This window comes from Nostoc linckia z4 (genome assembly GCF_002608075.1).
Taxonomy (GTDB): Bacteria; Cyanobacteriota; Cyanobacteriia; order Cyanobacteriales; family Nostocaceae; genus Nostoc; species Nostoc linckia.
In genome coordinates, this window is the sequence record NZ_LAHA01000026.1 from 122,867 (window position 1) to 137,593 (window position 14,727).

Sequence of the window (14,727 nt, forward strand, 5' to 3'; positions counted from 1 at the left end):
TTATACAAGGTTTATATATGATGGCTGACTTTGCACAAACGGAAATAGAACGGAGATTAACCTTATATCAAGTATTTCTCAAGATATACGAACACCACAGCGGTCTTTTAGAGGAGATTCTTCAGCTAGAAAACCTATATCAACCATCGTCGAAGAAGTTGAAAGCATATTATGTAAACGGAATAGTCGATACTACTGCCGTTTATTTAATAACTAATTTGTGCGACAATCAGACCCAAAGTTTACGACAACCACAACGGATCTGGACAATAGGTCGTGGTCGCAGCAGTGGGATTTGTGTTGCTGATAGTTATATGTCTCGTCGCCACGCTGCGATTCAATATATTGATGGGGAAGGCTTCTACTTGATTGATTTTAATAGTACTAATGGCTCATTTGTGAATGAGCGACTTGCTGTTGAACCCATCAAACTTAAAGATGGCGATCGCATTCGTTTGGGTAGCATGACTTTAAGCTTTTTTATCCAAAATAAGTGCTGTGTTCTACCAACTGTAGCAATGGAGTTATTGATGCAGTTGACGAATCGTAAGAGTGATAACAAACCAGAAATGCTGACTTATCGTGGCGATCGACAAAAACTTTTAATTGAACAGCAAAATGATAGTTTAGAGATTTTGAAAAATTCCGGACTAGTTGATAAGATTGATAACTGGTATGAAAACTTCAGTTCAGAACAAAAATCAGAAATTTTAGACCGTCTTTTTAGTAAACAAAAACCCTATAATCCCAGCTAAAAAATTGACAAAAATGGTATTGCACGCAGAGAGAAGTTTGAGCGGCGGCTTCCGCCGTTGGCGGAAGCTGCCGCAGGTATCAAAACTTCTCCTAAGGGAGACGCTGCGCGTAGCTTGCTTACCGTTCGCGTAGCGTCTCGTAGAGAAGAGAAGGGTACGGTGGGCGCAAAGACACAGAGAAGGAAGAGAATCGTTACGCACAATGTTATGCTGGCGTTAAAATCCGTAAGTTCTGTGTAGCTGACTAGATGAGACCTTATCATCAAATCCCGATTTTTGAGTGTGGCGAACCGTTAGTAGCGATTCCTTTGGAATTGTTTGCGGTGGAATCTCCCCATCCTTATGAAAAGTTAGGTGCTAATTATGGCGATCGCTCTCCTTATTATCTCCGTCAAAGTGTTGTGGAAAATTTGATTGCAGCACAAAATTATCTGGAATTGTTGCATCCCCAGTGGCGCATTCAAATTTTTGATGCCTATCGTCCCATCGCAGTCCAGCAGTTTATGGTAGATTACAGCTTCGCGCAAGCAGTACAAGAAAGGGGACTGACTGGGGTAGAGTTATCACCAAACCAAAGCCAAGAAATTTGGCAGGCTGTTTATGAAATTTGGGCTGTACCGAGTTTTGATGAAAAAACACCTCCTCCTCACAGTACCGGGGCTGCTGTGGATGTGACGCTGGTAGATGATAGTGGGGAAATAGTGAATATGGGTTCGCCCATTGATGAAATGTCAGGGCGATCGCTTCCCGATTATTATGCCAATAGCGAGCATCCAGAAGCAGAAAAATATCATACTCGCCGTCAGCTATTGCGAGATGTCATGTTAAAAGCCGGATTTCAACGCAATCCTAAAGAATGGTGGCATTTTTCCTATGGCGATCAAATGTGGGCTTGGCTGAATAATCAATCGAATCCAGTCAATCGTGTCACCGCACGTTATGGGCGTCTTGTGTAGAAAGAATTCAGAACTCAGAACTCAGAATTCAGAATTAAATTTGGGTGTTGCTGATTGAAAATATGAATTAGTTTCACGCAAAGGCGCAAAGGCAAGGCAGCTCGGTCTTGGGGGTTTCCCCCATGAGCGACTGCCGTGTCAAGATTTGTTGTTTAGTCATATCGAAACAATGTCAATTCATACTCTGAATAAAAGGTGAAACCTCACACTAAATCTTTCCTGCCGGAGGCTGCGCGAATAATAAGCGCTTATCCCTCACTTTCTGATTCTGACTGCTGAATTCTGAATTCTGAATTCTTCTTCAAGCATCTTGGGGATTTAATTCCCTTAACTCTTCTGTGGTGTAAGTCCCAATCGGAGTCCAAATTAGATAAGGAAGCAGTAACAGCGCTGCTAGTGGAGAAATTGGCAAAATGCAGATACCAAGGACAACGGCACAAATCAAACCAAATATTCCGAGAATTTCTCCAACTTTGAGACTGTGAAACCTCAGCATTAAGGGTATGTAAGCGACGGTAATAACTTCCACCAAAAGGTATAAAGCCATTAATAGCCAAGTAATTACGCCTCCTGGATTTTTTTGCCAGACAATATTGGCTGAAATTGCACCACAAATAAAAATTACAGTCCAGATTAATGGAATTAGTGGCTCAAAAACTAGCCATCGAGGGCGACTTAACTGGGAAAACCATTTAACATCGCGGGGTGTGATGAAGAAACTACCAAGGGCGACGAAAAAAGTTACAGCCCCAATAATTATCCAAGACGAAATCATACTGCACTCTTGCTTTGTGTATTTTGTCAAGTCATACACTGCAAGTTTGACAATTTAGAGGATAGGTTTAATCATTCGCTGGTGCTAATCTTAGGCATCTTGCGGATTGAGATTAACCATCTGCCAAGTGGTATAAGTTCCGATGGGACTCCAGAGTAAATAAGGAACTAGTAACAGTGCTGCCCAACCAGAAATACTTAATACAGCAAGCATCAACAAAGCACCAATGAGAAAACCTGTGCCGCCGAGAATTGTGCCTATTTTGAGGCTACGAAGCCTGAACATTACAGGGGTATAGGCAATGGTGACAATTTCTAATAGCAAATATAAACCCATGATTAACCAAGTTGAAGTACTGCCTGGGTCTTTTTCCCAAACAATATAAGCCGACCAAGCACCGCAAATAAAGATTACAGTCCAAATAATTGGAATTGCGCCCTCAAAAGTTAGCCATCGCGGTCGTTGTAAGCGCTTGAACCACTGGCGATCGCCTGGTGTAATCGCATTAGCCGCTAAGGCAACCAAGAAAACCACACCCCCAATTACCATCCAAGATTTAATCATGCCCCTTATCCTTTAAAAGCCCTATCTATCCCTGAAATATCACTCTTTATAGTGATATTTTGTCAATTTAGCTGCTAAGCACTCATCATCCTGGAGTTTGATAACTTTTCATCGTTTGGCAGGATTTTAAATTATTGGTATTTGGTGTGTTGACTGATGACTGATGACTGTTGACTGATGACTGTCCCTTGTCTCCCTTGTCTCAATACGGTTCGGATAAGCAGTATGAACTTCCCTTGTGGTGTGGGAAAAGGTTAAGGCGTAAGGGGTAAAGGATGTATTTGAAATCTTTCCCCTTTCCCCTTTCTCCTTTCCCCTTTCCCCTTTCCCCTTTCCCCTTTCTCATCTATTCCCTAAGATAACAACCCGATTCTGTCTCAAGATGGGGGTACAGAATAAAGGGGGAAAATATTCTGAACAATAGGGGGATCGGGTAATTAAATTCAACGGTAATTGATATGCAAAGTGAATCGGAAATGCGTTCGCTAGTACCAGAAACGCGAGGAATTGGTAATACTATTAGGCTGACGGGCTGGATTAGTTTCTGGGTGCAATTGGCAATTGGAGTGGTTTCTGTCTTAGCTTTGTTGTTTGCTTTGACTGGTCGTGGTTTGATTCATCAACAGAATGCTGGCCTTGGAGTTGGCATATTTTGGGCTGTATGCGGAATTGTGGTGTTGTTATTTAGTCTGTATTTGGATTTTCGTTACACTCACATAGGCAAAGCTTTAGAAAATCGCAATCCAGCTTTACATCCTAGTAAACCAGATACAACTAAAATCCTCCGTTTAGGAATAATTGTTAGTTTGGTAGGAATATTACTAACTCTCTTAGGTGCTGGTTCAACTATATTAGTGCTAGTGGCAAAATCTATATCTCAACCCCCAGGTGTGGCAATCACTGACCCCTACAGAATTATTCGACCGATGGATGTTTTTGTTGCTGTGGCAGACATTACTGGAATTGCTGCTCACTATGTGGGTACTGTAACCTCGTTATGGTTGCTGGAGCGAGTCCACCAACACTAATACTTCTCAGTCGCCATTTTAGACTTTTAAGTAAAAATGCTATTGTTGACTGTTGACTGTGAACCCTCAACAGTCAACGCTTTAAGCAAAATAATTTATTTATTTTTCAAAAAACAAATTTCTTTATGTCTCTGTTACCTGCTATACCTAAGGCTGTAAGAATGTCACAATAGCGATCGCAATCAAACAAATAACCATCGCCAGTGAACGCTCCTACTAACGCCTCTGCACAAACTCAAAATCGCAAAGCAGATCACATTCGCATTTGCTTGGAAGAAGATGTTCAATGTCATGAAGTCACCAATGGATTAGAACGCTATCGGTTCACCCATAGTTGCTTACCGGAAGTAGACTATGGCGAAATTGACATCAGTACAAATTTTTTAGATAAATACCTGGGCGCACCTTTGTTAATTTCTTCTATGACTGGAGGAACTGAACAAGCGGGAATGATTAATCAGCGCTTGGCTGAAGTCGCCCAACATTACAAAATTGCAATGGGTGTCGGTTCCCAACGAGTAGCGGTGGAAAAACCACAGGTAGCTGATACTTTTGCTGTCCGCAAGTATGCACCAGATGTTTTATTATTTGCCAATTTGGGCGCTGTACAACTTAACTATAAATATGGCTTAGATCAATGTCTGCGGGTAGTGGATATCCTGGAAGCTGATGCCTTAATTTTACACATTAACCCCCTACAAGAGTGCATTCAACCAAAAGGTGATATTAATTTTAAAGGTTTAATTGACAAAATTTCTAAGGTATGCTCTAAAATGCCAGTACCAGTAATTGCCAAGGAAGTGGGTAATGGCATTTCAGCAGCGATCGCCAAGAAACTCTTAGATGCTGGAGTTACAGCCATTGATGTGGCTGGCGCGGGTGGTACTTCCTGGGCGAAGGTAGAAAGCGAACGAGCTGAAAATGCCTTGCAACGTCGCTTGGGGAGGACATTCGCCGATTGGGGTTTACCGACAGCAGAGTGTATTACCGGTATTCGAGCCATTGCCCCTGATGTGCCATTAATTGCTTCGGGTGGATTGCGTCATGGACTAGATGCAGCAATGGCGATCGCTTTAGGAGCAGACATCGCCGGTTTTGCAATGCCCTTCCTGAAGGCCGCAGCCGTTTCACAGACAGCAGCAGCCGAACTAGCTGAAGTATTAATCGCCGAAATCAAAACAGTATTATTTTGTACAGGTAATGCTAATTTATCTCAGTTAAAGCACTCAGATAGTTTACAGCGCATACAATAGACCTGCCTTAAAAATAGGGCATTGGGCATTGGGCATTGGGGATTTTTTCTTACCCAATGCCTTGTTTGTTCGATGCCTAACCCAAACCCATAATTTCCGTTTACCATACGTAATCAGTAGCTAGACATGATTAAATATAAAACGCTTAACGGAGTAATTATTTTTGTTAGCGTTATTTTGAATAGCATGAATCAGAGCCAGCAGCGCCAACTAATTTGAAGAATGATTGTGAGACATGGAATACAACAGAACAATTGCTACCAATTTTGTCACAATAAATTGAAACTAGTAAATAATTAACTTGCGTGTTGCCAATCACTCAGTAATTCATGCTGCTGTACTATTTTCTTGGATTTGCGGAATGGTACTTTCGGACTACCAATATTCATCCCAGGAAAAGACTGTTTTTTAGTCTTAGTAGGTCTATTTTCTTGTGTTGTTGAACTGATTTGTGTAGTTTTCATTGCCAATTAGATGTTTGATTAAAACTTCAGCACCAATTTATAACATCAATTTTCAAATGGCAAATTTCTAAAGAGAGATAAAAAATATATTGGGCATGGGGCATGGGGCATTGGGCATTGGGTATATTGACTGGAGACTGGGAACTGGTGACTGGTGATATCATGTCCGCCTAATCACTTATCAAAAAAATTCCCCGCATAAGAGCGTCAGTCCTAATGATAAGTCTTTAACTGGACATGATATGACTGGTGACTGGAAACTTCAGATTCTCCTTGTCTCCCTTGTCTCCCTTGTCCTCATGCCCCATGCCCCATGCCCCATGCCCCATGCCCACTTTACATAACCCCCATCTCTTGCAACCCTTGGCTTAGTCTTTTGGCTTCTTGGGGGTTATGCTTTTCATGAAGGGCGATCGCTTTTTTGAATGCTGTTAAACTTTCTTGATGATTGCCGGCTTTTAGCAGGACTACGCCTAAATTTTGATAGGCTTCGGCGTAGTTGGGATTTAAGACGATGGCATTTTGATAACAAGCGATCGCATCTGTCAATAAACCCAAAGCTTTAAATGTCATCCCCAGGTTATAATATCCAGCAACAAAATTCGGATCGATTTTCAAAGCTGCGATATAGGCAGTTTTCGCACCGTTGAAATCTCCTGCGGCTTTGAGTAAGTTACCCAGGTTGTTGTATGCTCCTAGTTTGAGCATGGGATAAATTGGCAATTTAATTCCTGTCTGATAATGAGAAATCGCCTGTGGGAAATTTTTTAAGCGACTGTAGGCAATGCCTAAATGATAGTGAAGTTCGTACAAAATATCGTAGTTTTCTTCGCCGGCTGCGTGACTTTCGTTTATCCGCTTTAATCCTCGTCTGAGTAACTCCATTCCTTGGGAAATTTTCCCAGTTTCTAGATACAATGCCCCTAATTTACTGCAAACATAGGGATCGTCAGGATGAGTAGCGAGAAATCCTTCCATCGCTGTTGCGGCTTTGGCATATTTATTATTTTGAGCGATCGCGCTTTTTTGATATCCTGTGTGGAGAATTGCAACTCCTGGTAAATAACCCACCTGCCAATGCGGTTCTTTGGTTAAAATTGCCGCCACACTATCATCAACTAAGGCATGGTAAGGACGGTCAAAGCGAATATCTGGATGATTGCGGAATAATCTTGAAACCAGAGAATAAGGAGATTGTTCTGCACCTATTTCCTGGCGCACAAGATTGAGTAACAGGTATTCTTCTCTAGCGATGGTGTCTCGCAATAGCGGTACAATTCCTGGCGTGAGAGTTTCATCAGCATCTAACACCAAAACCCAATCACCAGTCACATATTTTAAAGCTGCATTGCGAGCAGCACTGAAATCATCACACCATTTAAAATGGTGGACTTTTGCCCCGAACTCTTGGGCAACATAAGGAGTGCGATCGATTGAGCCTGTATCCAACACTACCATTTCATCTACAACTTTGTTGACACTGCTGAGACATTTGGGCAGTGTTGCTGCTTCGTTTTTCACAATCATGCACAGACTCAAACTCATAGGCTAATCTTCGTTTAATTTAGTATTTAAAAAATTGTGAATGGGGCATGAGGGAGAAGGGGGGACAAGGGAGATGAGGGAGGTGGGGAGCTGGGGAGGTGGGGAGCTGGGGAGATGAGTTTTTCCCCTCTGCCCCATGCCCAATGCCCAATGCCCAATGCCCCATGCCCCATGCCCAATTCAATTATGTGCAAAAATCAAGATTAACAAAATTAGGAATGAGTAATTCCAGCAGCAAGGGGGAATTTAATGCAGGGCCAAACCATCGGTGGACGCTACCAAATTCTCACCCAACTGGGACAAGGGGGATTTGGCACGACTTTTTTAGCTCAAGATATTCAAAGACCGGGGAATCCACAATGTGTTGTTAAGCATTTTAAACCACTCTCTACTGATGCATATACTTTAGGGGAAGCTAAACGTTTGTTTGACCAGGAAGCATTAATTCTGGAAAAATTAGGGAAACATGACCAAATTCCTCAGTTATTGGCTCATTTTCAAGAAAATCAACAATTTTATTTAGTTCAAGAATTTATTCCAGGTCATGACATTATTGAAGAAATACCTCCTCTAGGCGAGCGATTGAGTGAATATGAAACTATTAAACTTCTAAAAGAAATTTTGGAGGTTTTAGCATTTGTCCATCAACACAATGTGATTCACCGGGATCTCAAACCTGCCAATATTCGACGCAGACAATCAGATAACAAAATAGTACTAATTGATTTTGGGGCTGTAAAACAAATTACTACTCAAATGGCTAATTCTCAAGGGCAAACAAGTTTTACAGTTGCCATTGGTACTTATGGTTATATGCCAAGCGAACAAGCTAGTCGCACTCCTCAATTGAGTAGTGATATCTATGCAGTGGGAATTATTGCTATCCAAGCTTTGACAGGAATTAATCCTGCTGACTTTGGCAACCAAGGACTACCAATAAACCCGCATACAGGAGAAATTGATTGGCGCAATCAAGTACAAGTAAGCCAGCAGCTAGCAGAAATTATAGACACAATGGTGCTATATGACTTTCGTCAACGCTATCCTACGGCAATATCGGCGTTGCAAGCTTTAGAAATCTTCGAGAAAATACCAGAGACTACAATTCAAAAAAACTCACAATTTCGACGACCACAAAAATTTTTCCTCAGTGCAGGAATAACCGCAGTAGTCGCTACTGTCAGTCTATGGTTATTGCAATTACAAACTCCCAGCCAAAATTTTTTGATGTATCAAGATTCTAGTTATGGCATAAAAATCCAATATCCAGAAACGTGGAAAATTCAAGAAACACCAAATTTGATAACTAAAGAATTAGTAACATTTGTATCACCAAAAGAAAATGAAAAAGATAATTTTCAAGAAATTTTGACTATAACTGTTGAAGATTTTTCTGGTACTTTGAAGGAATCACAAGATTTATTTATTAAGGAAGTTAAAGCTACTTTATCTGATGCAAATATTGTGAATATCAGTGAAACTACTTTAGCTAAAAAACGAGCTAATCAATTAATTTTCCTCGGCAAAGATGGAAAAAATAGTTTAAAAAATTTACAAGTTTGGACTTTACAAGGGAATCAAGCATATGTAATAACTTACTCAGCTGCAATAGACGATTACGATCGCTTCTTACCAACCGCAGAAAAAATGATTGAATCCTTTGAAATTAATTAATGATTTTTTAACTCATCCCCCGCACGTAGCCAGGATTTTGAGTTATTAGTCATTAGTCATATCATGTCCGCTTGATTACTTATTAAATCCGAAAAAACCCAAAGAGCCAAAGCTGTGCTTTGTCTCCCCAGGGGATTAAGGGGTGGGGTGCAATTGCTGTGGAAATCATAACTAATTCTGGGGACATGATATCATTACTTAATAAATAGATACCCGATTTTATATATAAATCAGGTATCTATTTATTGAGTATTTTATATTTAACTAGGCTGCTATATACTCCTACAAATTACACTAGTGTTGCTGTTGCTTTCAAAGCAAAAATCCTTTCAATGATATCTTCTACTACCTTGTCTGGCGTGGAAGCACCAGAGGTAATTCCCACAACAATTTCCCCATCTGGTAACCAGTTTTCTGTAATGGTTAATTGTCCATTTAATTGCCTATGTTCAATAGAATTTGCTGATTGAATACGTGCAACGCTGTCAATGTGATAAGAAGGAATTTTCTTCTCAATGGCAATTTGTTGCAGCTGCGTAGTATTTGAGGAATTAAATCCACCAATAACTACCATTAAATCCAAATTATCTTCTACTAACTCCAACATTGCATCTTGCCGTTCTTGTGTAGCATCGCAAATAGTGTTGAAGCTTTGGAAATGCTGGTTTAATTCTGTAGGGCCGTACTTTTGCAACATAGTACGCTCAAAAAGCTTGCCGATTTGTTCGGTTTCGCCTTTGAGCATGGTAGTTTGGTTAGCAATGCCAACTCTTTCTAAATCGCGATCGGGATCGAATCCTGCTGAACAAGCTTTAGCAAATTTTTGCAAAAATTCTTCACGGTTGCCACCGTTAATAATATAATTAGCAACATATTCCGCTTCTGACAAATTCAATACAATTAAATATTTGCCAGCAAAGGAACTCGTAGCAACTGTTTCTTCATGTTTATATTTACCGTGAATAATTGAAGTATAATCAACTTTTTTGTGCTTTTCTACTGTATTCCAAACTTTAGATACCCAAGGACAAGTTGTATCTACAATTTTGCAGCCTTTTTCGTGAAGGATCTGCATTTCTTGAACGCTAGCCCCAAAAGCTGGTAATATGACTACATCACCAGTATCAACAACAGAAAAGTCTTTTTGATTTGCTTCCACTGGGATAAATTTTACTTCCATCTCCTGCATCCGCTGATTCACAGAAGGGTTATGAATTATCTCGTTAGTAATCCAGATGCTTTCTGTGGGGAAATGTTGACGGGTTTCATAGGCCATGGCCACAGCACGTTCTACACCCCAACAAAAGCCAAAGGCTTGGGCTAGCCTGATGGTGACATCGCCTCGTTGCAGGATGTAATTGCGATCGCGAATTTCCTGAATCAAGTTACTTTGATACTCAGATTGCAACTGACTAGTAACTTCTGCTTGATGACCAAATCCCTTACGATTGTAATTTTCTGAGTGTTGGAGCGTCCGCTTAAAAGCTTTTGTATCCATGAGATTCGTCTACTTAAACCACTATTTTTTATTCTCTCGCGCTAAGACGCGATTCATACAGACTGGTATTCAAAGATATTACTTCTTATCCTTCCCTGAAACACGTTGAAGTTCAGGTTTTAATTCCATATTGCTATAAATCTGCAATGCAGAACGCCAAACTATATAGCCTTCACGATTGAGATGTAAGCCATCAGTAGTAAATTCCTGGCGGAGATTACCTTTGGTGTTGGTAAACAGAGGATATAAATCGAGGAATTTTACACCTTGTTTTGCAGATATGCTTCGCAGTCGTTCGTTTAATCGCCGAATGCGATTATTGGTAATCGCCAGAAGTTTATCTCGTCCTTGCCAAGTTGCTTGTTCTGCACCATGTGGCAAAATCGACTGCACCACAATTTCAGCTGTGGGATGCACTCTTCGCAGGTGAGTGATAATTTGCTCGTGATTATTTAAAATTACTTCGTCCCTCGTCCCCCGAATTAAGTCATTAATGCCAATCATCACAAAAATTGCCTCTGGCTTGGTGCGGTCAAATATATTCAATCTTTTCAAAAGTCCCTGACTAGTTTCGCCAGAAATTCCTTGATTGAGCCAATTTTTACCTTCGGGTAATAATTCAGTGGGAAACCATAAACTCAAAGAATCACCCGCAAGTATAGTTAAGTGTACAGGACGGCGATCGGCAGCTACTTTAGCTTCTTGTTTGAGAATATCTACCCACTGTTGATAAGTGAGTTGGTGACGGCGACCTAAATCAGGTGTAACAACTGGACGTGAGTTGTTGACGGTCATTTGCTCTAGGCCAAAAAAAGCGGTCAATTTCTGCTGTTGCCAAATTAGCAGAACCACCGCCAACAGTAGTACGCCGTTGGTTAACAGCGAGAAAAATGCCCAGATAGGAAAGGTTTTAAAAGAAGTAGACACAACTAGCGAAATTTACCAATTATTTTGAATCAGATTTTAACGCTAGTACTCAAAAATCACCTTGATGAAAATAGGGAATGGGGAAAGGGGAAAGGGGAAAGGGTAAAGGGGAAAGGGGAAAGGGGAAAGGGGAAAAGGGTAAAGGGKAAAGGGTAAAGGGGAAAGGGGAAAGRGGAAAGGGGAAAGGGGAAAGGGGAAAGGGGAAAGGGTAAAGGTTTTAAATTCCTTATCTTTTCCCCAGCCCTTACGGCAGACCACTAGCGCCAACCCGGATGGTGGGGAATGAGGAGATGAGGGAGTGACGGATATGGGGAAACAAGGGGACAAAGTAAATAACTCCTCACTCCCAACTCCCCACTCCCTACTTATGATTGAATAGGACGATCGCCACCAAACTCGGAATTATAACCTTCTTCTCCGTGTTCGTTGATATCCAAACCTTGCAATTCTGCTTCCTCTTTGACTCGTAGCCCGACTGTAGCATCGATAATTTTGAGAATAATGAAAGTACCAACACCAGCAATCACATAAGCAACAACAATTGCTACTAGTTCAATTCCCAATTCCCCAAAATTACCACGCAGCACACCGTCTTTACCGCCTCCGTTGACTTGAGTGGTAGCAAATACGGCTGTTAAAATTGCCCCCACTGTACCACCAACGCCATGCACGGGATAGGTGTCTAAGGCATCGTCGATTAATAGCTTGTGTTTGAAACTAATGGCATAGAAGCAAACAAAGGCTGTGAGGAAACCAATGAAAATTGCTGATAGCGGTGTCACAAATCCCGCAGCAGGAGTAATACCCACCAAACCAGCAACGGCTCCTGTAGCAGCTCCCACTGCGGTTGGTTTACCCCTTAAAACTGCTTCCATGATTAGCCACATTAAAGCCGCCGCCGCCGCCGCTGTGTTAGTGGCGACGAAGGCTGATGTTGCTAGATTTGTGACTAAGTTACCGGAAGTTCCACTACCAACGGATAGGGCACTTCCAGCGTTGAAGCCGAACCAGCCAAACCACAGCAACCCAGCACCAAGCAAAATAAAAGGAACGTTGTGTGGTGGGCTAAGACGGTCGGGATGGGTTTTGCGAGGCTTAAGAACCATCGCTGCCACTAAAGCAGAAACCCCGGAACTAATGTGAACTACCGTACCACCTGCAAAGTCGAGGGCACCCAAACCCCCAGCCAAACCTAAGAATCCACCTTTTGCCCAAACCATGTGAGCTAGGGGACTGTAAACAAAGGTTGACCACAGCAGTACAAATAGACAATAGGCGCGGAAACTCATGCGTTCGGCGATCGCTCCAGAAATTAAGGCTGGGGTGATAATGGCAAACATGGCTTGATAAATCATGAATGCCTGATGGGGAATCGTCCCGGCATAAGAAACAATATCCGCAGGATTTGAACCTTTGAGATAATCGGTTGTTTCTAAACCCACACCATTCAATCCCAACCACTGCAATCCACCGATGAACGGCAAACCCGGCGCAAAAGCAAGGCTATAACCCCAGAGAATCCAGGTCACTCCCACGATCGCCATTAACACAAAGCTCATCATCAATGTATTTAGGACATTGCGCGATCGAACAAATCCACCATAAAAGAATGCCAATCCCGGTGTCATTAGCAGCACGAGTGCTGCCGAAATCAACATAAATGCTGTATCACCGGTATCCGCCGCAGGTGGGCTGGCTGCTGATGTTTGGGCAAAAGCATTACCCATCAACGGCTGTGCCAAAAATAGCAGGGTCATAGCCCCGATTGTGACAACTTTCTTCAACACTTGTTTTTGTTCCTAAGCACCAACAAATTTGTATTAGATTAATATATTTTCAGTACCTTTCGATACGATTTTTTGTTTTGAAAGCTACTCTAATTTAGTTTTTTTGAAATGTTAACAACAGTATCATAATTTCGATGATTTTATGAGAGTTTAATCAAAATTTCAATAATTTGTCAGCCTGAGGAATTTTGCTTGATATTACTCAATAATTTGCACAAATACAGAATGATACTTTTTTCAGTAATTATGTATACAATATCTATTTATATAAATAATTTTACTTAAAAGCACCAAAGAGTAAACCAGCAATAGCAAACAGCCATACGCTAGAAGGCAGTAATTAATTGCTAAATTTTATACATTAAAATAATAAGTAACACAGCAGTGCTGCCTTACGGTAGATATATATGTATTCAAAATTTTGTGAAATGCTATTAAAGATAAGACTTACGCACACTCTACGAATTCTTCTGTACGAGACGCTGTGCGTTGGCGGAAACCTCTCGTAAAGAAGGCATCTACCTTGATAGTTCGAGCTTTTTGGCGATTTTTGCCTAAGTCCTGAAAGATAAAGACATATTGTTTTTTGGGGAACTGCAAAAAATAAACGTTGACTGTTGATTGTTAACCGTCAACAGTCAACACTCAACAGTCAACAATAACAATAAAATATTTTTTGACTTGCAAGTCCCTTGTGCCTACTTCTGGTCAAAACCAATCTTTTTTCTTTTGTATAAATTAATTTAGCCCTGATGTCATTTGCATTCAGAAAATTTCAACATTTCTATTTTCAGCATTGCATAATTGCGAAATGATTTCAAAATTTGGGCGTTGCACAATTCCCGCGTCTCCTCGCCAACCCTAATCATGCCAACAATTTAGTAAAATTACTTAACTGCGGGGTGCAAACATAATAATTAATACACTTACCACAGCTAAACAAGCTCCCATTAAGTCGTAGCGGTCTGGACTAACTCCATCTACCTTCCAACCCCAAAACATTGTCATTGCAATAAATACACCCCCATAAGCCGCATAGACTCTAGCAAAATTTGCTGGCTGAAAAGTTGCAATCACTCCATAGATAGCTAAAGCAATTCCGCCTAGTATCCCGTACCATAAAGGCTTAGCTTCACGCAACCACAACCAAATCAAATAGCCACCAGTGATTTCAAATAAACCAGCCCATAAAAAATACAACAGCGACTTAATCATTTGACTAATTTTGGACTAACGTTGAACTCAGTGAAATTACGCTAACGGTTTTAACTCAAGTATTGTCATTAATTAAAGAAAGTTTGTCCATCGAATTGGGTATGGGTTATGAAGCATGAGATATAAGGTAGATGGCGAGATGGGGAGACAAGAGGGGGGAAAGGGAAAAGGTTAAAGGGAAAAGGGTTTTTATTTGCCCTTTCCCCTTTACCCCTTACCCTTTTCCCCACTTCTGTTAGAAGTCTAAGGTAAACAAGGGGGACAAGGTAGCAATTTTTCTTCCTTG

The 14,727-nt window shown here is 41.1% G+C and carries 14 protein-coding genes; 5 read left to right on the top strand and 9 right to left on the bottom strand.

Translation table 11 applies throughout. The features are described 5' to 3' along the window. Nucleotides 1-17 precede the first annotated feature (17 nt). Both VF06_RS20775 and VF06_RS20780 read left to right on the top strand, forming a co-directional pair. Nucleotides 18-755: an FHA domain-containing protein gene (locus VF06_RS20775; protein ID WP_099069013.1), complete on the top strand. Its 738-nt coding sequence runs from the start codon at nt 18-20 to the stop codon at nt 753-755. A gap of 248 nt (nt 756-1,003) precedes the next feature. Next, the gene (locus VF06_RS20780; RefSeq protein ID WP_099069012.1) at nt 1,004-1,711 is read left to right on the top strand and encodes a M15 family metallopeptidase; all 708 of its coding nucleotides are present in this window, start codon (nt 1,004-1,006) and stop codon (nt 1,709-1,711) included. Nucleotides 1,712-2,012: 301 nt separating this feature from the next. Here VF06_RS20780 and VF06_RS20785 read toward each other — a convergent pair whose 3' ends face one another. Together VF06_RS20785 and VF06_RS20790 are read right to left on the bottom strand one after the other, a co-directional pair. Continuing rightward, nucleotides 2,013-2,486, bottom strand: a complete 474-nt coding sequence (locus VF06_RS20785; protein WP_099069011.1) for a TspO/MBR family protein — start codon at nt 2,484-2,486, stop codon at nt 2,013-2,015. Nucleotides 2,487-2,576: 90 nt separating this feature from the next. Then, a complete protein-coding gene (locus tag VF06_RS20790) occupies nt 2,577-3,050 on the bottom strand; it encodes a TspO/MBR family protein (RefSeq protein ID WP_099069010.1) in 474 nt (157 codons plus the stop codon). Between the two features lie 458 nt (nt 3,051-3,508). On the opposite strand from VF06_RS20790, the gene VF06_RS20795 reads away from it, so the two are divergent. Next, entirely contained in the window at nt 3,509-4,078 is a 570-nt protein-coding gene (locus VF06_RS20795; protein WP_099069009.1) for a DUF3611 family protein, read from the top strand. A gap of 203 nt (nt 4,079-4,281) precedes the next feature. Further along, entirely contained in the window at nt 4,282-5,331 is a 1,050-nt protein-coding gene (gene fni, locus VF06_RS20800) for a type 2 isopentenyl-diphosphate Delta-isomerase (protein ID WP_099069008.1), read from the top strand. Nucleotides 5,332-5,627: 296 nt separating this feature from the next. Here fni and VF06_RS41055 read toward each other — a convergent pair whose 3' ends face one another. The 3 genes from VF06_RS41055 to VF06_RS20805 form a co-directional block, all read right to left on the bottom strand. Further along, a complete protein-coding gene (locus VF06_RS41055; protein WP_180267548.1) occupies nt 5,628-5,795 on the bottom strand; it encodes a hypothetical protein in 168 nt (55 codons plus the stop codon). Between the two features lie 26 nt (nt 5,796-5,821). Further along, complete coding sequence (locus VF06_RS41060) at nt 5,822-5,959, bottom strand: hypothetical protein (RefSeq protein WP_180267547.1); 138 nt, start codon at nt 5,957-5,959, stop codon at nt 5,822-5,824. 172 nt (nt 5,960-6,131) lie between these two features. Beyond that, a complete protein-coding gene (locus VF06_RS20805) occupies nt 6,132-7,340 on the bottom strand; it encodes a tetratricopeptide repeat protein (RefSeq protein ID WP_257207666.1) in 1,209 nt (402 codons plus the stop codon). 249 nt (nt 7,341-7,589) lie between these two features. On the opposite strand from VF06_RS20805, the gene VF06_RS20810 reads away from it, so the two are divergent. Beyond that, nucleotides 7,590-9,014, top strand: a complete 1,425-nt coding sequence (locus VF06_RS20810; protein WP_099069006.1) for a serine/threonine-protein kinase — start codon at nt 7,590-7,592, stop codon at nt 9,012-9,014. Between the two features lie 289 nt (nt 9,015-9,303). Here VF06_RS20810 and VF06_RS20815 read toward each other — a convergent pair whose 3' ends face one another. From VF06_RS20815 to VF06_RS20835, 4 genes are all read right to left on the bottom strand, one after another. Continuing rightward, nucleotides 9,304-10,512 (bottom strand): 4-hydroxy-3-methylbut-2-enyl diphosphate reductase, encoded by a 1,209-nt coding sequence (locus tag VF06_RS20815; protein ID WP_099069005.1) that lies wholly within the window; start codon nt 10,510-10,512, stop codon nt 9,304-9,306. Between the two features lie 78 nt (nt 10,513-10,590). Beyond that, complete coding sequence (locus VF06_RS20820; protein WP_099069004.1) at nt 10,591-11,439, bottom strand: SGNH/GDSL hydrolase family protein; 849 nt, start codon at nt 11,437-11,439, stop codon at nt 10,591-10,593. Nucleotides 11,440-11,804: 365 nt separating this feature from the next. Next, nucleotides 11,805-13,196 carry an ammonium transporter gene (locus tag VF06_RS20830; protein WP_371411483.1) on the bottom strand — a complete coding sequence of 464 codons (1,392 nt, stop codon included), beginning with the start codon at nt 13,194-13,196 and terminating at the stop codon, nt 11,805-11,807. Nucleotides 13,197-14,117: 921 nt separating this feature from the next. After that, entirely contained in the window at nt 14,118-14,441 is a 324-nt protein-coding gene (locus tag VF06_RS20835; RefSeq protein ID WP_099069002.1) for a YnfA family protein, read from the bottom strand. Between the last annotated feature and the right edge of the window lie 286 nt (nt 14,442-14,727).

What these genes read in the sequence shown, in the direction of transcription:
- VF06_RS20815 (WP_099069005.1), bottom strand. Translation starts at nt 10,512, where the DNA reads ATGGATACAAAAGCTTTTAAGCGGACGCTCCAACACTCAGAAAATTAC.
- VF06_RS20790 (WP_099069010.1), bottom strand. Translation starts at nt 3,050, where the DNA reads ATGATTAAATCTTGGATGGTAATTGGGGGTGTGGTTTTCTTGGTTGCC.
- VF06_RS20830 (WP_371411483.1), bottom strand. Translation starts at nt 13,196, where the DNA reads ATGACCCTGCTATTTTTGGCACAGCCGTTGATGGGTAATGCTTTTGCC.
- VF06_RS41060 (WP_180267547.1), bottom strand. Translation starts at nt 5,959, where the DNA reads ATGATATCACCAGTCACCAGTTCCCAGTCTCCAGTCAATATACCCAAT.
- VF06_RS20810 (WP_099069006.1), top strand. Translation starts at nt 7,590, where the DNA reads ATGCAGGGCCAAACCATCGGTGGACGCTACCAAATTCTCACCCAACTG.
- VF06_RS20775 (WP_099069013.1), top strand. Translation starts at nt 18, where the DNA reads ATGATGGCTGACTTTGCACAAACGGAAATAGAACGGAGATTAACCTTA.
- VF06_RS41055 (WP_180267548.1), bottom strand. Translation starts at nt 5,795, where the DNA reads ATGAAAACTACACAAATCAGTTCAACAACACAAGAAAATAGACCTACT.
- VF06_RS20795 (WP_099069009.1), top strand. Translation starts at nt 3,509, where the DNA reads ATGCAAAGTGAATCGGAAATGCGTTCGCTAGTACCAGAAACGCGAGGA.
- VF06_RS20805 (WP_257207666.1), bottom strand. Translation starts at nt 7,340, where the DNA reads ATGAGTTTGAGTCTGTGCATGATTGTGAAAAACGAAGCAGCAACACTG.
- VF06_RS20780 (WP_099069012.1), top strand. Translation starts at nt 1,004, where the DNA reads ATGAGACCTTATCATCAAATCCCGATTTTTGAGTGTGGCGAACCGTTA.
- VF06_RS20835 (WP_099069002.1), bottom strand. Translation starts at nt 14,441, where the DNA reads ATGATTAAGTCGCTGTTGTATTTTTTATGGGCTGGTTTATTTGAAATC.
- VF06_RS20785 (WP_099069011.1), bottom strand. Translation starts at nt 2,486, where the DNA reads ATGATTTCGTCTTGGATAATTATTGGGGCTGTAACTTTTTTCGTCGCC.